Here is a 22,738-nt window from a genome sequence, read left to right on the forward strand (position 1 = left end):
CGCCCTTGATCTGGGCGCGGCCCTGAGGCTAGCGATCACTTCTTGGCAGTGATCATTCCCAGCGAGAATTGAACGGCGTGGTCGATATGAACGATACCTTTGTAGATGGTTTCAGACATGATCATTGCGACTGACGCTGTAGGAGTAGGGAACTGGCCGTTCATGAGGATACTCTCCGAAATCTAGGGTTGCTGTTTTCTCCTTCCCGATAGCCCTGAATGGGTCGCCTCGACAAACTGCGTTTTCTTACCCTATAAATAAGAAAACCTAATTCATGTTTTGGGTGACACAAAGTATGCGTAAGTTACCGCCACTTAAATCCTTGCAAGCTTTTGAAGCCGCCGCCCGATGGTTGAGCTTTTCTAAGGCAGCGGATGAGTTGCATGTCACGCCTGCTGCGATCAGCCAGCAGATCAAACAGCTTGAGGCCTTTCTGGGTGAGCCGTTGTTTCATCGCATGACGCGTTCGGTCACCTTGACCGACGCGGCAAAGACTGTGCTGCCTCTTATGACCGAGGGATTTGATAATCTGGCAGAAGCAGTTGACCGCCTTAAGGTCGAGGAAAAATCAGGTTTACTTACCGTCAGCACGGTTCCTACTTTTGCAATCAAATGGCTGGTGCATCATCTTACAGATTTCTCCGATAAATATCCCGACATTGATGTTCGGTTGGACGCTTCGTTGGACATGCGTGATTTCACGCAAGACGGGATTGACGTCAGCATTCGGCTTGGCATCGGTGATTATCCAAGCCTTTACGTCGGTAAGGTGTTTGACGAAGAGGTTGGCCCTGTTTGTAGTCCCAAGTTATTGGAGGGTCCGGACGCGCTGACCTGTTTGGAAGACCTCAAGCAACATAGGCTTTTGCACGTTGATTGGGGGTCATTGACCAACCAATCGCCTGATTGGAAGATGTGGGCACAAGCAGCGGGGGTTGATGATTTGCCCGTTGAGCGTGGTCCACGCTTCACGGTTGAAAATATGGCGATTGAAGCGGCTATTAATGGTGAAGGTGTTGCTTTGGTTAGCCATTCTGCGGTTGTCGAAGACCTGAAGGCGAGGCGTCTTGTCAGACCTTTCGATCTGACTGTTCATAGCGATTTTGCTTATTGGTTGGTTTGCCCCCATGCGCATTTGCGCAAGGCCAAGGTGAGCGCATTTTGCAATTGGCTGATGGCCAAAGTGCATCAAAGCCCCGCCTGAACAGCCGATACAGGTGCTGGCTAATTGACAGGTAGGTCCTCGGGTATCATCACGACAAAGCGCAATAACCAGCGGACAGGTGGATCATGACGAAAAAAGTAGACGGGATTCAACACTGGCAAACCGCGCTTGAGGAAAATTGGGGTATCGTTGCAGAGTTGAGCCAGCTGGACGGCGAATATGACCTGAATTTCCTTGCCAAAGGGCATGATGGAAATGGCTATGTGCTGAAGGTGATGCGCGCGGGATGCGAGACGTGGCTGGTTGATATGCAGGTGAAAGCATTCGAGCATATCACTGCAAAACAGCCAGACCTTCCATGTCCGCTTGTTGTTCGGACAAAGCATGACGCGTCGCTCTTGACCTTGGAGGACGAGACTGGCGAGGCGCGTTTGGTGTGGCTTTTGGGGCAGTTGCCTGGTCAGTGTTACGCCCACGCAGCCCCGAAAACCGATGCTTTGATTCATGAAATCGGGCAGGTTCTGGGCGGTACGGCTTTGGCCTTGGCTGACTTTAGCCATGCTGGACTAAAGCGGGATTTCAAATGGGATTTGATGCGTGCCGATTGGATCAAAGACGAGATCGCGTGTATTGCAGAGCCTGATCGCCGCGCGGTTCTCGAAGAGATTCATGCGCAATTTGCAAGGCTCAAAACCGCTTTGGCAGCACTTCCGCATCAGGCTATTCACAACGATGCCAATGATTACAATATCATGGTTTCAGGTACGTTGAATACACCTCGCCATGTGTCCGGTCTCATCGACCTTGGTGATATGTGTTCGGCACCGCGCATTTGTGATTTGGCGATTGCCGCAGCATATATTGTGTTGGATCATGCCAAGCCCGAAGCGGCGCTGGCTGCCCTTGTGGCTGGATATCATCACGCCAATCCGCTGACGGCTGCTGAGGTCGATATGATCTGGCCGCTGCTGCGCACACGCCTCGCTGTGAGTGTTGTGAATTCCACTTTAATGGCAGCTGATAACCCTGATGATCCCTATGTGACCATTTCTCAGGCACCTGCGTGGCGGTTTCTGGAGGAGATCTGTATTCATGGCGGCTTGCTTACAGCGCGTTTGCGGGCCGCTTGCGGTTTGCCTGTGGTTGACGGCGCGGACCGTGTTCGGGAGTGGCTGGAGCAAGAACGCGGAAATTTTGCGCCGCTGATGGGCTGCGATATTGCTGATGCGCCGTTGGGCTCACTCTCGGTTGAAAATTCAGCATGGCCACAGAACCCGTTTCACATGCCGCTGTCCGAGGCCGCCCGCGTCGGCGAAGAGTATGAAGATGGGGGCCGTATCTGGCTGGGCTATTATCATGAGCCGCGCTTGATCTATGCAGAGCCGGCGTTTCGTAATGGGCCTTGGAAAGCCAGTGATCGTCGGACCGTGCATTTGGCTGTAGACGTATTCACAACGGCGGGCGCCCCCATGTTTGCGCCTTTGAGGGGTGAGGTTTTTGTCGCCGAGTACCGTTCAGGGCACCTCGACTATGGCGGTGTAATCATCCTGCGTCACGAGACACCGCAGGGCGATACATTTTTCACACTGTACGGACATCTGGACCCCGAGTTTTTGGACCGCCTGCGCGTTGGCCAGACCATCGAGAAGGGCGAGGAATTTTGCCGCCTTGGTGATCCCTCTATGAATGGCGGTTGGGCGCCACATGTGCATTTCCAACTGGCCCTGACCAACGAAGGCATTGAGGCCGATTGGCCAGGTGTAGGCGACCCTGACGAGATGTATCTGTGGCGCGCTGTTTGTCCCAACCCAGCAGCACTGCTGAACCTGCCAGATGGAAAAGTGCATTACACCCCCACCGAAAAGGCGATGGTGCATCGCGGTCGCCAAGCGCATTTTGGCGGCAATCTGAGCCTGACTTATGATGACCCCGTCATGTTGGTACGCGGCTGGAAACACCACCTGTTTGACGAATGGGGTCGCCCGTATCTGGACGCCTACAACAATGTGCCTCATGTGGGCCACGCCCATCCACGCATTCAGGCTGTGGCTGCTGACCAGCTGAAACGGATCAATTCCAATACACGCTACTTACATCCGGCACAAACTAGGTTTGCTGAAAAGATACTGTCGAAAATGCCGGATCACTTGCAGGTCTGTTACTTTGTGAATTCGGGCTCGGAGGCGAATGAGCTGGCCTTGCGCATTGCCCGTGCCCACACGGGGGCGAAAGGAATTGTCACTCCGGATCACGGGTATCATGGCAACACGACGGGGGCGGTCGACATCTCCGCCTATAAATTCAACAAGCCTAACGGGGTAGGGCAAGCGGACTGGGTCGAACTGGTTGAAGTCGCAGATGACTACCGCGGGACGTATAGGCGCGACGATCCTGATCGCGCTCAGAAATTTGCCGACTGTGTTGACCCTGCCATTGCCGCGTTGAAAGCCAAAGGGCAGGGGGTCGCAGGATTTATTGCTGAGACTTTTCCCTCCGTCGGAGGACAGATCATCCCGCCCAAAGGATATTTGGCTGCTGTCTATGCGAAAATCCGAAAATCCGGTGGCATATGCATTGCAGACGAAGTGCAGACGGGATTGGGGCGGCTGGGGGAACACTATTTTGGCTTCGAGTATCAGGAAGTTCTGCCTGATATTGTTGTGTTGGGTAAACCCATCGGCAACGGTCACCCTTTGGGCGTTTTGGTCACTACAAAAGAGATAGCGAAGAGCTTTGACAACGGGATCGAGTTCTTCTCGACCTTCGGTGGCTCGACCCTGTCGTGTCGTGTTGGTCGCGAAGTTTTGGATATCGTTGACGATGAGGGTCTGCAAGAAAACGCAAGGTTGATCGGCAATGAACTGATGACGGGGTTGAAAACGCTTGAAACCAAATATGCCTGCGTAGGTGATGTGCGCGGCATGGGGCTGTTTCTAGGAGTAGAACTTATCCACCCAGACGGATCCGAGGCCACCGAGATTTGCTCGTACATTAAAAACCGTATGCGTGATCATCGAATTTTGATTGGGAGCGAGGGGCCCAAAGACAACATCCTAAAAATACGGCCCCCTCTCACCATTGAGGCGGCAGATGTTGCGATGATTATCGCGGTCATGGATCAAATTCTGGGTGAGTTAACCTGACGCCGGCTTAGGTCTCGCTTGCGAGAATTGCCTTTAGTGGGCGGGTGCACATGCGCACCAGCCAAAAATTCATTCAGGCAATCATACACGGTTCGCTTATGATCCCTTAAACACAGGCGGTCTGCGCTCCAAAAGTGCTGCAACCGCCTCTTGCTGATCTTTGGTGTTCTGCACAATGGCCTGAAAACTGCCAGCCAGATCAAGGGCTGTCTCAAGCGGCACCTCAGCGGATTGGCGGATGAGCCGCTTGTTGAGGCGGATGCTCTTGGGCGGGAATGCAGTGATCTGCTCGGCCAGCTCCCACGCTTTCTCCAGCAGGGCCTCAGGCTCGACCACATGGGTAACAAGCCCCCAATCCTGCGCCTGTTGTGCGTTCAACACACAACAGGTGAGCGCCATTTCCATCGCCTTTGCCTTACCCACCACGCGGGGCAGATACCACGCGCCGCCGTCGCCCGAAATCAGGCCCACGCGCAGGAAACTTTCGGAGAAGGTCGCCGCAGTTGACGCAACACGAATATCGCAGAAGGTGGCCAGATCCATACCCGCGCCAACCGCATGGCCGTTCACAGCGGCAATGGCGGGCACGTCGAGTTGGTGGAACATGCGCGGCAGTTGTTGGATGGTATTGCGGTAGCCTTCCTGCATCTCGATAGGGGTGCCTGAGAACATCGGGTGCGTGCCGTCGCGCATTTCCTTGACATTACCGCCAGAGCTGAAGGATTTGCCATTCGCAGTCAGGATAATGCACCCCAGCGAGGCATCAGCGTTGGCACCCGCCAGAAAGCTCAACAGCCCGTCGATCACATCGGCAGACAGCGCATTGCGGCTGTCGGGGCGGTTCAGGGTGACCAATGCGATTGGTCCTTTGCGTTCGATCAAGACTGCGTCGCTCATGCGGGTTCCTTACCTGTCTCAGTTATATATGTCCAAAGCCCGTCAGGGGCGGCGCAAGCAGTGTCGCCGATGGCGCGTTCACATGCCACCTGTCGGCCCCAACTATCGCGCCTTGCCACAGGAATTTTGTGAAGTGATGCAATTCGTGATCCACGGTAAAGCCTACGGCCCCCATGACCTGATGCGCCGTTGCAGCGACGATAGAGGCGGCGGTGCCAGCCTGCGCTTTTGCCGAGCGCCAGAGCAGCGTGGTGCAAAGGCCAGCATCATGGGCGTCCAGTGCATTGGCAAGGGCCGCTTCGGTCACGCTCAGCTCGCTTTGGGCTTCGGCCAGCTGGTGTTGGATGGCTTGGAACTTGCTTAGGGGGCGGCCGAACTGGGTGCGGGTGGTGGCGTGGTCGGACACCATATCAAGTATCCGCGCCATCGCACCTGTCATGGCCGCACTGGTCAACAGCGCGCCCATCGCATCCGTGACCGGATCATGATCCGCGCTTGTCTTGTCGAGCTGTACCCACGCCGCGCCCGAGATATGGTGGAAGGTTCTGGCAAGGTTTTACTGGGGGTTCCGATTGCATTCTTTTGCTGATTAGGAGGCAGCATGAAGAACATGGATGGGATGCTTCTCAAATGCTGCAAGACTAATATGCGGCGTTCAGGAAAGACCTGCTTTGTACCCCAAGCAAACAATGCCATCAGCCATATGATCAGCGGCATCACTGACATCCCACCGGTTTCCCACAACCTGTATCAGCATTTTTTGACCAGAAGGAGCAGTGGCAAAACCTTTTGCCCTGACCAGGCCGCGCGCGTCACTCGCTAACTCTTGTGCGAGCTTTTCAACATCAACGGGATTGTCGGGTGTCAGAACGGTCATCTCCAGATTTTCTGTGTGATGGTGCGGTCCTGACGTCGCTGGCTGTGCCGCAAACCTGTCCAGCACAGCGGCCATCGGTACGGCACCTTGCACAGCCTTAAGGACACTTACATCAGGATTTTGCGTTTCTAGCCAATCAAGCGTGGCAGCCAGAGCTTTGCCTGTGACTAGATCGGTTTTGTTCAGAACAATAATGTTTGCGTCAGACAACTGACGTAAGACTGTGTCGCTCATGTATTTTGATTGGGCATTTGCTTCTATCGTTTCAGCATCTGCCACGATGACAATTCCGTCTGTACGAAAGCCATCCAAGAGAGAAACAGAACCGACAATCGCGCTCGGTATAGCCACGCCCGAACTTTCAATCACCAAATGATCGGGCGGTGGATCAAGCTGCGCCATCTCCATGAGTGCGCCTGACAGATCACTTCCAAAAGAGCAGCAGACACAACCGCCAGCGATGGAAATAATGTCATCGTCCTCTGCTTCAATCAGATCCTCGTCGATGGCCAACTCACCAAATTCGTTAACCAGAACCGCCAGCCGCACACCGTCTGCGTGGCGCAGCAGATGGTTCACCATCGTGGTTTTGCCAGAGCCGAGGTAACCGCCAAGGACAGTGACAGGAATCTGTGAGGTCATAGGTCGGCTGCCGCAAAAATGCGTCCGCCTTGAACGGTCCCCCAAACACGCACGTCCTTGAGGTTTTCGCCACCGATCTCGGTTGGGTCGTCTTCAAGCACTGCAAAGTCAGCCTTCTTGCCAACCTCGATAGAACCCACTTCATCATCCATGTGCAACGTATAAGCGGCACCAATTGTAACCGCATAGAGTGCTTCAGATACGGTGATCTTTTCATGCTCCCCTTGTGTGCGACCAGAGGCAGTCAGGCGGTTTACAGCACACCACGCGGTAAACAACGGCCCAAGCGGCGTGATGGGAGCATCCGAATGGACCGACATAGGAACACCTGTGTCGAGAGCCGTGCGGCAAGCATTCATGCGCAAAGCACGCTCAGGACCAACTGTCAGACGGTAGTGTTCATCCCCCCAGTAGAAGTGGTGGTTGGCGAACAGATTCACACACATTCCAAGCTTGTTCATGCGCCGAAACTGCGCTGCATCAGCCAGCTGGCAATGCTGTAAGGTAAAGCGGTGATCGCGGCTTGGGACTTCCATCAGCGCAGGTTCGAGTGTGTCGAGGACCATCTCGGTCGCCTCATCGCCATTGGTGTGGGTATGGACCTGAACCCCCGCCGCCAAGGCGAGACGGTAAAGCTCGGCCAGCTGTTCGGGTGCCGTGTACCAAAGACCGTTTGGCGCACCATTGTGATATCCAGGCCAACGCATACGGGCAGAGAACCCTTGGATCGAGCCATCGGCCACAGCTTTGATGCGACCAAGCCGAAGGCGATCCGTTGCGCGTTTCTTAAGACCGACCACCTTTTCGACAGTCTCTTTTGCGGTGGCACCCATGAAAAACTGTAACGGCACAATACGGGCAGGGTAGTTTGGCTCGCCCGTAACGCGTAACATGGCATCAACGCCGTCGGGGCCAAGACGGGCTGCCAGATCGGTGATGGTCGTCACACCTGTGCGCACACAAAGTTTGCCAAAATTGCGCAACCCCTTTTCGTCGCTGTCGGTAAGGGAGCGGTCAAAGCCTACATGCACAGCCACAGGTGTCATCGCCTCGGGGCTGAACAGCTCTCCTGTTGGCAGCCCGTCAGATCCCAGCGGAATGCCCGGGTGGTTCATGCCTTTTTTCAGATAACCACCCAGCTCAAGCGCTTTTGTGTTCACGTTCATCACGTGGCCCGAAGCGTGCAGAACACCGATGGGGCGGCTGGTGGATACCTTGTCCAGATCAGCGCGCGTCACGCGGACATTGTCCATATAGATCGGATCAAGAGACCAACCTGACAACGGTGCGTCGGGGTCTTCCATTTTGACCTCGGCCTCTTTCAATCGCTCGAGAACCGTGTCGATTGTGGTGGAGCCAGCCCATACTTTGCCATCAGGATCGGCGCGATCAAAGTACCCGCAATAGACGTTACTCCACAACGTGCCTTCCATCGCATGGGCATGACCCTCTACCAAACCGGGCATCAGCACCTTATCGGCAAAGCGTTCATCCAGCGTGTAATCGCCCCATGTCGCCAACTCGGCTAGATCGCCAGCACCCAGAATACGGTCACCTTGCACCGCCACGTGGCTCGCGACGGGGCGGTTTGGATTCATTGTGATAATCTTACGCGCAGAATAAATCGTTGTTTTGGTCATGGGAACATCCCTTCCTAAGGCTGGCCGCTTTCCACGGTTTCCCCACGCTATGCCGCTTTTATTGATGTGCAAAATAGTTTTAAATGTTCTTTATTGGTTATTTTATGCAGGAAGCAGTGATCCGTGAACTTTACCCTCAAGCAGCTGCGCTATGTCGAAGCGACGGGACGGCTTGGCTCGATTGCCAACGCGGCGATTGAGCTGAACATCTCGCAGTCCTCAATTACCGCAGCAATCGGCGCATTGGAAAACCAGATCGGCTTTGATCTTTTTGTGAGAACACCAGCCAAGGGGATCAGCGTGACGCCTGCGGGGCAAGAAACACTCAATTTAATCCGTAGCTTCATCACGCAAAGCCGACAGTTCGAGGCCGAAGTTTCGGCAATCGGGGGCGACTCTACGGGGTCGGTAAGGATTGCATGCTATGCAACAGCGGCTCCTTCCTTCCTCCCTCCTATCCTCAAAAATTTCAAATCCCACTACCCCAATACGTCGATCAAGTTCCTAGAAGGAAATATGGAAACGATCATGGCGTTTCTGAATAGCGGCGAGGCCGATCTTGCCTTTACCTATGAAGAGACCCTGGAGGAGCGGCAACTGTTCACACCACTGTTCACTGCACCGCCCTATGCATTGATCCCGCTTGATGATCCTTTGGCCCAACAGACCTCGGTCAGCTTGGTTGAACTCGCGGACAGACCTATGATTATGCTCGATCTGCCGCGGACGAAAGAGTATTTCAACGCGATGTTCGAGCAGAGTGGTTTGAAGCCCAATATCGTTCACTCCACCAGATCAACCGAGATTGTGCGTGCATTGGTTTTGGGGGGGCATGGCTATTCGCTGCTCAATATTTGCCCGCCTGATTACGGAACAGGCAATACGCCCTTTCGCGTTGTTCCCCTGCGCAACCCCGTTAAATCTCCTGTTTTCGGCATCATCACCCGCTCTGACACGCGCCAGCCTGCAATCGTAAAAGCATTTATAAATCAGTGTATTGAGTTAAAGGGCGCAGGTGTTTTTGAAGAAATAACCGCGAAATACAAGACCCCCTAAAGCTATAAAATGATGCAATGAACATTATTTAAACTGTTTTGTACTGTAAAAGCCTTCGGCTAGGCTTTGATAATAAAAATAAAAATGAATGTCTGAAAGGGAGTTATAACTATGAAAAGACTAATGAAAAGTCTGGTAATGGCGACGGCATTGACCGCATCGTTCACCGGCTTCAGCCAAGCGGAAGAGCCGAAGGCTGGCGGTACGCTGGTTACAGTACTTGGTTCAAACCCGCGTAATCTGAACTCTTCGGTCCAGTCTGGTATCGTAACTGGATTTCCGGGCGCACAACTGTTCGCGTCGCCTTTGCGCTATGACAATGACTGGACGCCGCAGCCATATCTGGCGGAATCATGGGACGTCTCCGAGGACGGGTTGACCGTTACTTTGAATCTTGTGAAGAACGCAAAATTCCATGACGGCACGCCGATCACTTCTGAAGATATTGCTTTTTCCGTTGACGTGATCAAAGCAAACCACCCCTTTAAATCTATGTTTGCCCCCGTTGAAAGCGTCGATACACCTGATGCACACACGGCAGTTTTGAACCTGTCCAAGCCGCACCCAGCGATTTTGCTGGCCATGTCTGGTCAGTTGATGTCGATCATCCCCAAGCACATTTACGGCGACGGTGAGATCACAGACGTCAAAGCGCATCCGCGCAACAATGAGAACGTCGTTGGTTCTGGTCCGTTCAAGCTGACCGAATTCAAAAACGGCGAGCATGTGATCCTTGAGCGTTTTGATGATTTCTTTATCGAGGGCCGTCCTTACCTCGACAAAGTTGTTATGCGGATCATCACTGATCCTGCCGCGCGCGCAATTGCCTATGAAAATGGTGAGCTGCACATGGGCGCGTTTGAGTCGCTTCCCCGCATTATCAACCGTCTCAAAAAGGTTGACAGCCTTACAGTCACGCCAAACGGCTACGGCGCGATTGGACCAATCAGCTGGCTTGCCATGAACACAGCCGATGGACCGCTGTCTGACGTGCGTGTGCGCAAGGCGATTGCCTATGCCGTGGACAAGGACTTTATCCACAAAGCACTGATGCAAGGCACCGCTGCGGACAGTACCACTGGCATCCACCCCGACAGCCCGTTCTATGCGGCACAAGAGGGCTATGCTCTTGATCTGGAGAAATCCGCGGCCCTTCTGGACGAGGCAGGCTTCCCTGTCAAAGACGGCTCGCGCATGTCGCTGACCATCGACTTTGGCTGGCCCGGTGTGAAAGCCGAGGTTGAATACGTAAAGGCAGCTTTGAAAAAGGTCGACATCGACGTTGAAGTGCGCGCCTCTGCCGACTTCCCCACATGGGCCAAAAAGATGGGCTCGGGCGACTTTGACATGTCATGGGATACAGTGTTCAACTGGGGTGACCCTGTGATCGGTGTGCACCGCACATACGACAGCACAAATATCCTCAAAGGTGTTTGGTCAAACACACAAAGCTATTCCAATGCACGTGTAGACGAGTTGATGGCGATGGCAGCGGTTGAGGCTGATCCGGCAAAACGCACAGCGCTTTACGCCGAGTTCCAGCAGATCATCGCAGACGAGGTACCTGTATATCACGTCAATACGGTGCCGTATCACACGATCTACAATACGGCAAAAATCGGTAATCCACCGATTGGGATCTGGGGCACATCGACCCCTATCGACCAGCTGTACCTGAAATAGTGAAACTTACGCGCGCGGCGGATTTGTTCCGCCGCGCACCCCTCTTATCCAAGAGAAGATACACCCCGTGAATTCTTTGCAAAAAATTCTGATGCGTTTGTTCTACGCAGTCATTTTGCTGATCGCCGTTCTGGTCCTGAACTTCTCCATGATGCATCTGGCTCCCGGTGATGTGGCCGATACAATCAGCCAGTCCATGGGCGGTGCCGACGAAGAGCTGTTGACTCAAATCCGTGCAGATTACGGATTGGACAGGCCGTTCATTGTGCAGCTTGGGACATATATCGGGAATGTCCTGCGGTTCGATCTCGGCTATTCATTCTTCTACAACAAACCAGTGACGGCGCTTATTCTCGAGCGGCTGCCTGCGACTTTGCTCTTGGTGTTCGTAGCACAAATTCTGGCCCTGTTTATCGGCGTCATTCTGGGCGTGATCTCCGCGCGCAAACCCAACGGCATCGCAAGTCATTTTGTGACCATGCTGGCCTTGTTCGGCTACTCCGCTCCCGTCTTCTGGACAGGCATCCTGCTTCTGATTGCCTTCTCGCTCAAGGTGCCGATTTTCCCTGTTGCAGGGATGCGCGACATTACGATTGATGGCAGCTTTTGGGTGCATTTCGTGGATGTTGCACGCCACATGGTACTCCCTGTAATCACACTCGGCTCCATCTTTTTGGCCCTTTATTCGCGCTTGTCGCGTGCGACCATGATGGAGGTGCTCGGCTCTGACTATGTGCGCACAGCAAAGGCGAAAGGTCTGTCAGAGCGTGAGGTCGTCTATAAGCACGCGCTGAAAAACTCGCTCTCGCCTGTAATCACGCTGGCTGGTTTACAGTTCTCCGCTGTAATCTCGGGCGCTGTACTGGTTGAGGCCGTGTTCAGCTGGCCCGGCCTCGGTACGCTGGCGTTCCAATCCATTATCGCACGCGACACACCAACCATTCTGGGCATCCTCTTCTTTTCCGCCCTCGTTGTGATTGTGGGCAATATTCTTACCGATCTGGCCCTCCGGCTGGTTGATCCACGCATGAGGGGCAAAGGATGACTGACTTGAAAATCAATCCGGAGGAGGCTGCCCCCGTTGCCCGCCACCCCGCCGCTGAAGCATGGGAAATGTTTCGCGGAAATCATGCGGCAATGGTCGCGTTGGTCGTCCTTAGCCTTATCATTCTTGTGGCCATTTTCGGTCCGTATATCTATCCGACCGATCCATTTGATATGGTCTGGGCGCCCTTCTCCCCTCCTGGTGTAGACGGGTTTATCCTCGGCACGGATTATCTGGGGCGCGACCTTCTGGCCGCGATCATCCATGGTGCGCGTGTGTCGATTCTGATTGGTCTTGCGGCAGCGTTGATGTCCGTGTTCATCGGTGTAACCGTTGGCGCCCTTGCAGGTTTCTACCGCGGCTGGGTCGAAGAAGTGCTCATGCGTATCACCGAGTTCTTTCAGGTTCTGCCAACACTGCTCTTTGCGATGGTCATCGTTGCACTCTTTGGTGCGTCGCTGCCTATGATCACGCTTGCGATCGGTATCGTAAGCTGGACTGCCGTAGCACGTATTACCCGCTCCGAATTTCTGCGTATCCGCGAGCTTGAATATGTCACCGCGTCGCGTGCGTCTGGCGCGAAAAACGCCAAGCTGATGTTCCGTATCATTCTACCGAACGCGCTACCGCCGATCATCGTGCAGGCGGCGTTGATGGTGGGCTCGGCGATCTTGTTCGAGGCGGGGCTGTCCTTTCTGGGACTGACCGACCCCAATGTTGTTTCATGGGGTCAGGTGATCGGCTCAAACCGCCAGTATATCCTTGATGCAGGTTATACCGTGACCATTCCAGGTATGGCTATTTTCATTACAGTGTTGGCCATCTCACTCGTCGGCGATGGTCTGAATGATGCTCTAAACCCAAAGTTGAGGCAGCGATGACAGGCCCCCTTTTAAAAGTAGAAAACCTGCGCATTGAATTAACCACGCGCGCCGGTGTTGCTCCCGTTATCGATGATCTATCATTCGAGCTGGGCGCAGGCGAAAGCATCAGCTTTGTTGGTGAATCCGGCTGCGGCAAATCCATGACGGCCCTCGGGATCATGGGCCTTTTGCCCGAAAAGATCGGGCGGGTGGCATCAGGATCGATCAGCTTCAACGGTGAAGAGCTGAGCACGGCGAGCGAAAAGCGCATGCGCGAAATTCGTGGCAATGATATCTCGATGATTTTCCAAGAGCCGATGACATCGCTGAACCCCGTCTATACCGTGGGCGAACAGATTGCAGAGGTGCTGCGCGCCCACCAGAACCTGAGCAAGGCAGCCGCATGGAGCAAAGCAACCGAACTGCTGGACGCGGTGCGTATTCCTAACGCAAAGCGGCGCGTAAACGACTATCCGTTCCAGATGTCGGGCGGCCAACGTCAGCGTGTGATGATTGCGATTGCTTTGGCGTGTGAGCCGAAAATCCTTATCGCGGATGAGCCAACAACCGCGCTTGATGTGACCGTACAGGCGCAGATCTTTGATCTGCTTAACGACCTGAAACGTCAAACGGGCACAGCTATTATTATGATCACCCACGATATGGGCGCAGTTGCCGAAATGGCCGAGCGGATGATTGTGATGTACGCTGGCCGCAATGCAGAACAGGGACCAGTGGAGCAGATTATCGAGCACCCGCGCCACCCCTATAGCCGTGGTTTGATTTCCTGTGTGCCGCATATCATGGCAACTCTCACTGAAGAGCGGCTGCCTCTGACCGAAGTGCCAGGCATCGTGCCCTCGTTGCGTGAATTTGGCAAAAACCAGTGCTTGTTCGCCTCGCGCTGCAACATGGTGACCCAGAAATGCCTCGATCAGCGCCCTGCTGAAATAGCGTTTGATGATGGCCAGATGTCGGCCTGCTGGCATGCGGAGGCTGTGTGATGAAAGACGAAGTTCAACGGGAAGTGTTGCTGGACGTAAAAGATCTTACGGTGCGTTTTGCCGTTGGGGGAGGGGGCTTCTTCAATGAGCCGCGATACCTCTATGCCGTTGATAATATTTCCTTCGAAATCAAACGCGGCGAGACACTGGCGATTGTAGGGGAAAGCGGTTCGGGCAAGACAACTGCTGCACTGGCCGTAGCGCGATTGGTCAATGCCTACAAAGGCAGCGTTGATCTGGCGGGAACCGATTTCCTGACGCTGAAAGATGAAGAGTTGCGTCAGGCCCGTGCCAAGATGCAGTTTATTTTTCAAGATCCATATTCAAGCCTCAATCCCCGCGTGCGCGCAGAAAAGATCGTGCGCGAACCGCTTGATAATCTGGACGCGGTGCCTGAAGGGGAACGTCAGGCGATTGTCGACAAACTGTTTGAAGCTGTTGGCTTGCATCCCGAGCAGCAACGCCTTTTCCCGCATCAGTTTTCTGGCGGACAGCGCCAGCGTATCGGCATTGCCCGTGCCCTTGCCACCCAGCCCGATCTTATCATCTGTGACGAGCCGGTCTCGGCTTTAGATGTGGCCGTGCAGGCACAAATTCTCAATCTGCTGCGGAAGTTGCAGGCGGACTTTGGCCTCACGTTCTTGTTCATCAGCCATGATCTAGGCGTCGTCCAGCATATGTGTGACAGCATCGCAGTGATGTATATGGGTAAGGTTGTGGAATATGCAGATCGCATGTCGTTGTTCAACAATCCGTTGCATCCCTATACGGTTGCGTTGCTCTCAGCGGTGCCGTCTGTAGACAAAAAACGCCGCGAGGCAACGAAGCGTATCCTGATCCCGGGTGATCCGCCTGACCCGCTGGCATTGCCCAAAGGCTGCCGATTTGCAAATCGCTGTCCAGTCGCGCAAGACATATGCAAAACGCAAGAACCGCCTTTGAACGAAGTAGCGAGCGGCCATAAAGTTGCATGCCATCTCGTTGATGAGAAAGCAGTTTCCCCACTATAGCACGACCAGCGCCTAAAGTCGTTTGTCCAACCTTCAGCCAATGACTTGGCAAAGCGCGGCGCGCTTTTGCATTGGTGGATTGCGCACATTTACTTCACGCTAAGTAAAAATATATTCCTGAAAAGATATGTTCTTGCTGCCAATAGCATGCGAACAATCAATCGACTCAACTACTCTTTTGTCCCGGGGTAAATTTCTGAACGGGGAACAAATGCAAGATAAAGCAGCACTAGAAACGCAGGTCACGGGGGAGCAGGATGCACTGCGCCCAGTCACAAGCAATGAGAAAACATGGGGATGGTTCGGCATTTTCAACGTATGGGCAAACGATGTGCAGTCCCTTTTCGGGTACTCCTTGGTTGCGTCTCTTTTCATCTCTTTTGGCGTAAGCGGCTGGACCGCATTCACAGCATTGGTCCTGTCCGGCCTGTTCGTGGTGTATATGGTCAACCTTTCCGGTGCTGCGGGTGAAAAATACGGTATTCCTTACCCCGTTTTTGCACGTGCCAGCATGGGCACCGCAGGCTCGAAACTCCCCGCAATTCTCCGCGCGATTGTTGCGGTGTTCTGGTATGGCGTCCAAGTCTACTTTGCCTCCACTGCGCTGGCGCTGCTGATCCACGCTGTGACCGGCACATCGGGCGGAACCGAGATTATGGGCCTTACAGCAATTGGCTGGCTGTCGTTTCTGATTGTTTGGGCAATCCACATTTATGTCTTCTGGCAAGGGATGGGCTGGGTTGAGAAGTTCCTCAACTTTGCAGGACCCTTCGTATACGCCGTAATGATCGCACTGGTTGTTGTGCTTTGGGTCAAATCAGACGGACAGCTTTTGTCGTCTGCACAAACTATCTTTGCCAACCCTGAAGGGACATGGGGCACTGAATTTACAGGCTTCGTAGCAATCTTTGGCACGATGGTGGCGTATTTTGCCGCGGTTATGATCAACTTCAGCGACTTTTCGCGCTATGCCAAAGACAAGTCAGCGATGACCAGAGGCAACTTCTGGGGTCTGCCGTTTAACATGATCCTGTTTTCGGCACTGGCGCTTTTGACCACTGCGGGTGCGGCGGTTGTATATGGTGAGGCAATCATCAACCCGACCGAGATCGTCGAGAAAGCCGATAGTGTTGTGCTTAGCGTTATTGCTGCGATCACCTTCCTTGCGGCGACCATGGGCATCAACCTTGTGGCAAACTTCATCCCTGCGGTGAACGGCATCTCCAACCTGTCCCCAAACAAGATCAGCTTCCGCAAAGCGGGCCTTATCACCTCGGCCTTCGCGTTGATCATTGGCGGCTTCTGGGTCTCAATCATCAGCCAAATCGGGATCAGCGGCTTTGTAAACACCCTTGGTGCGATGATGGCACCGCTGTTTGGTATTCTGGTTGTGGATTACTACATCGTGCGCAAACAACAGCTGAACGTAGCGGACCTCTACAACACCGAGGGCGGCGAATACCACTATGGCAACGGCTGGCATGACAATGCGCTGATCGCCTTCGGTATTGCTGCGATCTTCTCTGTTGCGACTGTTTGGGTGCCATTCCTGAGCGAGCTTGCAGGCTATGCATGGATCATTGGTGCAGGTCTTGGTGGTCTGATCTACCACTTCCGCTGCAAGTAAGTTCCAGTCGGGCATTACATAAAAAAGGGGTAGCCAGACACAATCTGGCTACCCCTAATTTTTGCCTCGGTCCTGAGAGGGTCAGGAAGCAGGTGCTAGAACAAAGTCATGTATCACTTCAAAGAACGGACCCTTGGCGCCTTCTGTTTTGATACGCTGCGGATCTTCAATCAAATCAAACTTGGCAAGCAAGCTCTCTTTGACGCCGAACACAGCATCGGAATGAATGTATTCGTCATCAGGATCAAAGATGTGCGTCACAAGCGTCTCATAGCCCTCCGCCTCTAGGATGTAATGCAGGTGCGCAGGGCGGTAGGGATGGCGACCAAGATCGCCCAACATTTTGCCCACCGGCCCATCATCAGGGATCGGATAAAACCGCGGCTTGGCCCCCCAGAACGTATAGGTGCCATCCGCGCCAGTGCGGAATACACCGCGCAGATTAAAATCGGGCTGAATACCCTTTTGCTGCACGTCATAGAAACCATCATCGTTGGTCTGCCACACATCAATCTTTGCGCCAGCAATCGGCGCGCCATCCGTGTTCAGGATACGCCCCTTGATCAACATCGGCTCGCCCTTACCATCAAGGCAGATGTTCGCCCCCATCGGCAGCTCCGGCACTTCCGGCACATGGAACGGCCCCAGCACTGTAGATTCAGACGCACCAGTTGGTTTGCGATTGTTGATCGCATCCACCAGCATCGACACACCCAACACATCGCTGAGCAGGATATACTCCTGCCGCCAGTCGTCGCATTTCTGACCTGTCGCTGTCAGGAACTTGATCGCCTCCAGCCACTCCTCTTGGGTGGGCTCAATCTCCTTCACAGCGGCGTGAAGGTGCCGGATGATTGCTGACATCACTTCGGCAAGGCGCGGGTCCGTGTCTGCGCCGATCTTGCTGATCACAACATCAGCCGAGTTTTCCTCGGTGAAGTAGCCTTTTTCTTCAGTGCTCATAACGCGCTCCTACTTCGACAAAATGGCTGACATAACGCGGGTCAGCTCTGCAACGGGATCATCGGCGGCCCCATCCGTGCGCCAGCAGACATGCTGGTCAGGGCGGGTAATGACACATCCTGCATCACTGATCTCGTTTGCACGCGCCCAGTCGCCTGTGTGGTCGACATATTGCTGGCGTGGTCCGATGACATGCGCATGCAATTTGATGCCCATTTTCTCCGCAACCTTTTGCGCGGCCTCTGCCCATGCTTTGCCGCCCAACCCCGTGAACAGCGTGAAGGCACTACCGCCTGCCAGATCAAGGGTTGAGTGTTTTCCGCCCTCCGCATCAAACAGCCATGCATGCGGAATACGCGCACCGGGCCATGTGGTTGGCTGGTAATGCAGTGTCGCATCAAGGGCAAAGTCAGGCTCAATCTGGCCATCAGTCACAGCCGCAGTTGAGCTATAGCGTTGGTTCATTTCGATGCCGTGTGCGTCAAACTCGTACTTCTTGAACGCAATCGCCGCGTTGAGCGCTTCACGCTGCGCCTCAGCCTCGGCCGTTGAATCGCACCGCGCGTCCATGTTGGCTTTGATCGCCTCAATGTCGCTGCCGCCTGTCATGCCGAGCGCTTCAAAGATGGGGCCAAATTCACCGATCGACTGGTTGGCGCGGGTCACGATCTGCTTGGCGATTGGCGCACGCTCCTCTGAATAAGTGTCGAGCAATGCTTCGCCTGCTTCCCCCTTGATCACAGCGGCCATTTTCCACGCGAGGTTAAAGGCATCTTGAATGGAGGTGTTCGAGCCCAGCCCGTTGGACGGCGGATGGCGGTGCGCGGCGTCACCCATGATGAACACGCGGCCCTTGGACATCTGGGTCGCATAAGTGTCGTTCACAGTCCAAGTGTTGGCGTTGATCAGCTCAATCTCAAGCTCTGGATCACCGATCAGCTGACGGGCAACATCTGTTGCCATGGCCTCATCCACCACGGGGGCAGGCTCGTTTATGTCATAGCCCCATACGATCAGCCATTCGTTCCACGGGCGGATCATCCGCACCAAACCCATGCCGATGCCGCCGACATTGGCACCCGGCTGCATCACCCAATACAGGACCGAGGGACGATGAGCGACGTATTTGCTCAGGTCCGCACGGAAGTAGATGTTCATCGACCCGCCGACGCCCATCTTGCCCTCAAACGGTAAATTTTCATTCTCGGCCACGAGGGAATTACCGCCATCGGCACCTATCAGGTATTTCGAGCGGATAGTGATTTCCTGACCTGTCATGCGGTCAAGGCAGGTGGTGGTTACGCCGTCCGCATCCTGCACATGGCTCTTGTATTCCGTGCTCATGCGGGCGCGGGTCCCGCGTTTGCAGGCCGTCTTGAACAGGATCGGCTCCATAAACGTCTGCGGCAGATCGTTCATAAATGACGGCGAGGACAGCAGGTGCTCTGCTTTGGACAGCGGATGCGTGCCCCATGATTTCATCCGCCCGATCTCTTCACCTGCAAGGCTCTCGCAGAAGACGTTTTCGCCCATCAGGTCCTGCTCGGTCGCGTTGAGGTAAACTTCGTACTCAACCTCACGGCCCAGATCGCGCAGCACCTCCATAGTGCGTTGGTTTGTGATATGCGCACGCGGTGTGTTGGCCAGCCAGTGATAGCGGTTGATCACAATGTTCTCGATCCCGTAGGTCGACAGCAGCGCGCCGCTGGCAGAACCAGCCGGACCCGTCCCGATGATGAGAACTTCTGTTGTAATATCAGCCATATCTATTCCTCCGAAGATGATGAAAGTTTGCCGCCCTTAAGCGTGCGGCGAATTGGGAAAAGGTGAATGCCGGTGCGTTCCGAGAACAGACCCCAAAGGCCGCGGGGAGCGACCAGCATGATGATGATCGCAAGCACGCCAAGCGTCATGAGATACCAGCTGCCGAAATCGGCGAGGATGGATTGCAGCGCAAAAAAGATCAGCACGCCAAGGATCGGTCCCTCAATCGTGCCAATACCACCAATCACGACGATAAAGATAACGTAAGCGGTCCAATCGGTGACGCTGAACGCCGCATCAGGACTGATCCGCGCCTTTTGCATGTAGATGAGGCCGCCCGCGACGCCCGTGCCAAAGGCGGAAGTGAGGAAGACGATCCATTTCATCCGCGCGGCATCAACGCCCACGGATTTCGCCGCCTCCATATTGTCGCGCACAGCGGCCAGCGCCAGACCGCGCCGCGTGCGCAACAGCCAATAGATGCCGCCGATGGTGGCCAGTGCAAGGACCAGCGCCAACCAATAGGCCAGAATATCGCGCGCAGCAGCGGAACGAACGCCGAGCGTGTTCTCGATCAGCTCGGCAAACCACATATCCTTGGTCGCCGCGCGGGGCAGGGAGGTGCCTGTGCCACCGCCAAGGGTTTTCCACTGCGCCACGAGCAGACGGACAACTTCGGCAATGACCCAAGTTCCAATGGCGAAGTAGGCGCCATTCAGGCGAAAGGCAAAGAATGCAGTGGGCACCGCAATGATCAACGCCGCAACACCTGCCAGCAGGATCGACGGCACAGGATCAAGCCCCAAAAGGATCACCGCACCAAACAACGCATAGGCCCCCATCCCGACAAACGCCTGTTGCCCGATGCTGACCAAACCACCGTAGCCTGCAAGCAGGTTCCAGAACTGCGCCAGCACCAGCATGGTCAGGATAAAGAACATGTCTTGTATCGTGCCACGCCCCGCAAAGAAGGGCAGCGCAAAGAGCACAACTACCAGTATCAGACCGGCAATGGCCGCAACTCGTGACGCGGGGGTTTGGGTTGTAACGCTATATGCCATCAGTCATGCGCCCTTGGGAAAAGACCACGCGGGCGGACAAGCAGCACCAGCAAAAACGCAATATGGCCTGACAGGATTTGCCATTCAGGATTGACCGCAGCCCCAACAGTTTGCGCCACACCAATAATGATCCCGCCTAACAATGTGCCCCAAAGCGAGCCCAGACCGCCAATGATTACTGCTTCAAAGGCATAGATGAGGCGTGCAGGCCCGATGTTAGGGTCGAAATTCGAGCGCAGCCCGAGATAAAGCGCTGCAATCGTCACGATGATCATCGCGATCCCTGTTGCAACGGCAAAGATATTCGCAGGCTTGATCCCCATCAAACTGGCCGTGACGGGATCATCAGATGTGGCGCGAAAAGCGCGGCCAAGCTCGGTCCGGTAGAAAAGCTGGTTCAAGGCGACAATCACGAGCACCGCAGAGGCAAAGGTCAGCAGCGGCATGAGGCCAAGCGAGATTGGCCCCGCTTGAATGGAAGCAGTTGTCAGCGCACTGGTCGGCAAACGCTGGCTGTCGGCCGAAAACGTCTCTAACAAAGCGTTTTGCAGGGCAATCGACAGACCGAACGTAACCAATAGGGGCGGTAGAATGTCATCGCCCAAGGTGCGGTTGAGCAAAAACTTTTGCAGCGCCCAGCCAAGGCAAAACATCACAGGCATCGCCACCGCAGCCGCAAGAAACGGCGGCAATCCCAGCAGCGTGACCAGCAACAGGATCAAATACGCCCCCATCACAATCAGATCGCCATGCGCAAGGTTCACCAATCGCATGATCCCGAAAACCAGGCTCAGCCCCGCCGCGAACAATGCATAAAGCCCCCCCAGCAGGATGCCTTGAATGATTGTATCAACCCAGATCAATGGCCCGCTCCAAAATATGCGTTGTGGATGTCGTCGCGGCTCAAGGTGTCGGGCTTGCCAGACAGGGTCACGCGCCCCTCCATCATGCAATAGACACGGTCGGCCACGGCCATGGCCTGCGCGATATCCTGCTCCACCACGATCAGCGATGCACCCGCCGCTTTGATCGCTGGCACGGCTTTGTAAATGTCTTTGATCACCACAGGCGCGAGGCCAAGGCTTATCTCGTCACACAAAAGCACCCGCGGATTGCTCATCAGGGCACGGCCGATTGCGACCATCTGTTGCTGCCCACCGGACAATGCGGTGCCGGGAGAGGCGCGGCGCTCGCGCAGGATCGGGAACAGGTCGTACACGGTCTCTAACGTCCAATGCCCCTTGGTCTTGCGCCCGTATGTGCCGATCAGCAGGTTTTCTTCAACACTGAGAGAGGGGAACAGTTTGCGCCCTTCGGGCACCATAGCGATGCCTTGGGCCATGATCTCATCCGCAGGGTTTGTACCAATGGAGTTTCCGTCGAATGTGACCATTTTCGCGGCGTTGCTCAGCACCCCTGCGATGGAACGCATCAGCGTCGTCTTGCCCGCGCCGTTTGCTCCAATGATTGCAATCGTTTCCGCCTCGGCCAGTTCAATATCAACACCGAACAACGCTTGGAAATCACCGTAATGGGCAGTCAGGTTATGGGTCTGCAAAAGCGCCATCAGACGTCGATCCCCAGATAAATTTCGCGCACTTCGCGGCTGGCCATAATCTCGTCAGGCTCCCCGATGCCAATGACTTTGCCAAAATCCAGCACCAGCAAACGCTCCACCACCGACGTGAGCGCGTGCAAGACGTGTTCAATCCAGATGATCGTGACCCCTTGGGCGTGGATGTCCTTGATGGTGCCGATCAACGCACGGCATTCGCCTTCGGTCAGCCCGCCAGCAATTTCGTCGAGCAGCAGCAGCTTGGGCTGGGTGGCCATCGCACGGGCCAGCTCCAACCGTTTGCGTTCCAGCAGCGAGAGCTGCCCCGCAGGCGTGTTGGCCCGCATGATCAGCTCAGTCCGCTCCAGCACATCGGCACAATCATCGCGCACGGCGGCCTCCGACATATTGCGGCCATGCGTGGCGGCAACCAGCAGGTTCTCGTAGACGGTCAGCTTTTCAAATGGCTGGGGGATTTGGAACGAGCGGCCAATCCCGCCCAAGCATCGCTCCATCGCGGAGACGCGCGTGACATCACGGCCCTCGAACTGCACTGAGCCCTGATCCGCTTCCAGATTGCCGGTGATCAAATTGAACAGCGTGGATTTGCCCGCGCCATTCGGCCCGATGATCCCCAAGGCCTGCCCCTGTGGCACGTCAAAGCTGACGTCATCGGTCACGGTCAGCGCGCCAAAGCTTTTTGACACTGAATTGAGGGAGAGGATGGGCATGAGGATTTAAGT

Annotated in this window: 20 protein-coding genes; 9 read left to right on the forward strand and 11 right to left on the reverse strand. The window is 54.9% G+C overall.

The window, feature by feature from the left end:
* Positions 1 to 35: 35 nt before the first annotated feature.
* Positions 36 to 164, reverse strand: coding sequence for a hypothetical protein (locus tag Q0903_RS17035; protein ID WP_299417316.1), 129 nt, complete (start codon positions 162 to 164; stop codon positions 36 to 38).
* Positions 165 to 295: 131 nt separating this feature from the next.
* Here Q0903_RS17035 and gcvA point away from each other — a divergent pair, with 131 nt between their 5' ends.
* Complete coding sequence (gene gcvA, locus Q0903_RS17040) at positions 296 to 1,204, forward strand: transcriptional regulator GcvA (RefSeq protein ID WP_299417318.1); 909 nt, start codon at positions 296 to 298, stop codon at positions 1,202 to 1,204.
* Between the two features lie 86 nt (positions 1,205 to 1,290).
* Entirely contained in the window at positions 1,291 to 4,308 is a 3,018-nt protein-coding gene (locus tag Q0903_RS17045; protein ID WP_299417320.1) for an aminotransferase class III-fold pyridoxal phosphate-dependent enzyme, read from the forward strand.
* 96 nt (positions 4,309 to 4,404) lie between these two features.
* Here Q0903_RS17045 and Q0903_RS17050 read toward each other — a convergent pair whose 3' ends face one another.
* From Q0903_RS17050 to Q0903_RS17065, 4 genes are all read right to left on the reverse strand, one after another.
* On the reverse strand, positions 4,405 to 5,205 hold the full coding sequence (locus Q0903_RS17050; protein WP_299417321.1) for an enoyl-CoA hydratase-related protein: 801 nt from the start codon (positions 5,203 to 5,205) through the stop codon (positions 4,405 to 4,407).
* Between the two features lie 22 nt (positions 5,206 to 5,227).
* Positions 5,228 to 5,671 (reverse strand): acyl-CoA dehydrogenase family protein, encoded by a 444-nt coding sequence (locus tag Q0903_RS17055; protein WP_299417323.1) that lies wholly within the window; start codon positions 5,669 to 5,671, stop codon positions 5,228 to 5,230.
* A 189-nt stretch (positions 5,672 to 5,860) separates the two neighbouring features.
* The gene (locus tag Q0903_RS17060) at positions 5,861 to 6,724 is read right to left on the reverse strand and encodes a GTP-binding protein (RefSeq protein ID WP_299417325.1); all 864 of its coding nucleotides are present in this window, start codon (positions 6,722 to 6,724) and stop codon (positions 5,861 to 5,863) included.
* Positions 6,721 to 8,364 (reverse strand): amidohydrolase, encoded by a 1,644-nt coding sequence (locus Q0903_RS17065; RefSeq protein ID WP_299417327.1) that lies wholly within the window; start codon positions 8,362 to 8,364, stop codon positions 6,721 to 6,723. The genes Q0903_RS17060 and Q0903_RS17065 overlap by 4 nt, the downstream gene beginning before the upstream one ends.
* A gap of 123 nt (positions 8,365 to 8,487) precedes the next feature.
* Between Q0903_RS17065 and Q0903_RS17070 the strand changes: the two genes are divergently transcribed.
* The 7 genes from Q0903_RS17070 (at position 8,488) to Q0903_RS17100 (ending at position 16,652) form a co-directional block, all read left to right on the forward strand.
* Entirely contained in the window at positions 8,488 to 9,420 is a 933-nt protein-coding gene (locus Q0903_RS17070; RefSeq protein ID WP_299030854.1) for a LysR family transcriptional regulator, read from the forward strand.
* 111 nt (positions 9,421 to 9,531) lie between these two features.
* A complete protein-coding gene (locus Q0903_RS17075) occupies positions 9,532 to 11,103 on the forward strand; it encodes an ABC transporter substrate-binding protein (RefSeq protein ID WP_299417329.1) in 1,572 nt (523 codons plus the stop codon).
* Between the two features lie 67 nt (positions 11,104 to 11,170).
* Complete coding sequence (locus Q0903_RS17080) at positions 11,171 to 12,148, forward strand: ABC transporter permease (RefSeq protein WP_299417331.1); 978 nt, start codon at positions 11,171 to 11,173, stop codon at positions 12,146 to 12,148.
* Positions 12,145 to 13,029 (forward strand): ABC transporter permease, encoded by an 885-nt coding sequence (locus Q0903_RS17085; protein WP_299031013.1) that lies wholly within the window; start codon positions 12,145 to 12,147, stop codon positions 13,027 to 13,029. The genes Q0903_RS17080 and Q0903_RS17085 overlap by 4 nt, the downstream gene beginning before the upstream one ends.
* Positions 13,026 to 14,015 (forward strand): ABC transporter ATP-binding protein, encoded by a 990-nt coding sequence (locus Q0903_RS17090; RefSeq protein WP_299417333.1) that lies wholly within the window; start codon positions 13,026 to 13,028, stop codon positions 14,013 to 14,015. The genes Q0903_RS17085 and Q0903_RS17090 overlap by 4 nt, the downstream gene beginning before the upstream one ends.
* On the forward strand, positions 14,015 to 15,025 hold the full coding sequence (locus Q0903_RS17095; RefSeq protein ID WP_299417335.1) for an ABC transporter ATP-binding protein: 1,011 nt from the start codon (positions 14,015 to 14,017) through the stop codon (positions 15,023 to 15,025). Before Q0903_RS17090 ends, Q0903_RS17095 begins: the two co-directional genes overlap by 1 nt.
* A 211-nt stretch (positions 15,026 to 15,236) precedes the next feature.
* Positions 15,237 to 16,652 carry an NCS1 family nucleobase:cation symporter-1 gene (locus Q0903_RS17100; protein ID WP_299417337.1) on the forward strand — a complete coding sequence of 472 codons (1,416 nt, stop codon included), beginning with the start codon at positions 15,237 to 15,239 and terminating at the stop codon, positions 16,650 to 16,652.
* A gap of 81 nt (positions 16,653 to 16,733) precedes the next feature.
* Here Q0903_RS17100 and Q0903_RS17105 read toward each other — a convergent pair whose 3' ends face one another.
* From Q0903_RS17105 to Q0903_RS17130, 6 genes are read right to left on the reverse strand one after another with little or no spacing between them, the layout of a single operon-like run.
* Positions 16,734 to 17,615, reverse strand: a complete 882-nt coding sequence (locus Q0903_RS17105) for an intradiol ring-cleavage dioxygenase (protein ID WP_299417339.1) — start codon at positions 17,613 to 17,615, stop codon at positions 16,734 to 16,736.
* Positions 17,616 to 17,624: 9 nt separating this feature from the next.
* Positions 17,625 to 19,379: an FAD-dependent monooxygenase gene (locus tag Q0903_RS17110; protein WP_299417341.1), complete on the reverse strand. Its 1,755-nt coding sequence runs from the start codon at positions 19,377 to 19,379 to the stop codon at positions 17,625 to 17,627.
* A gap of 2 nt (positions 19,380 to 19,381) precedes the next feature.
* Positions 19,382 to 20,440 carry a branched-chain amino acid ABC transporter permease gene (locus tag Q0903_RS17115; protein WP_299417343.1) on the reverse strand — a complete coding sequence of 353 codons (1,059 nt, stop codon included), beginning with the start codon at positions 20,438 to 20,440 and terminating at the stop codon, positions 19,382 to 19,384.
* Positions 20,440 to 21,303: a branched-chain amino acid ABC transporter permease gene (locus tag Q0903_RS17120; protein WP_299417345.1), complete on the reverse strand. Its 864-nt coding sequence runs from the start codon at positions 21,301 to 21,303 to the stop codon at positions 20,440 to 20,442. Before Q0903_RS17120 ends, Q0903_RS17115 begins: the two co-directional genes overlap by 1 nt.
* The gene (locus Q0903_RS17125; RefSeq protein WP_299417347.1) at positions 21,300 to 22,007 is read right to left on the reverse strand and encodes an ABC transporter ATP-binding protein; all 708 of its coding nucleotides are present in this window, start codon (positions 22,005 to 22,007) and stop codon (positions 21,300 to 21,302) included. Before Q0903_RS17125 ends, Q0903_RS17120 begins: the two co-directional genes overlap by 4 nt.
* Positions 22,007 to 22,726, reverse strand: a complete 720-nt coding sequence (locus tag Q0903_RS17130; protein WP_299417349.1) for an ABC transporter ATP-binding protein — start codon at positions 22,724 to 22,726, stop codon at positions 22,007 to 22,009. The genes Q0903_RS17125 and Q0903_RS17130 overlap by 1 nt, the downstream gene beginning before the upstream one ends.
* Between the last annotated feature and the right edge of the window lie 12 nt (positions 22,727 to 22,738).

Source organism: uncultured Sulfitobacter sp., assembly GCF_947502895.1.
In the GTDB taxonomy this organism is placed as follows: Bacteria; Pseudomonadota; Alphaproteobacteria; order Rhodobacterales; family Rhodobacteraceae; genus Sulfitobacter.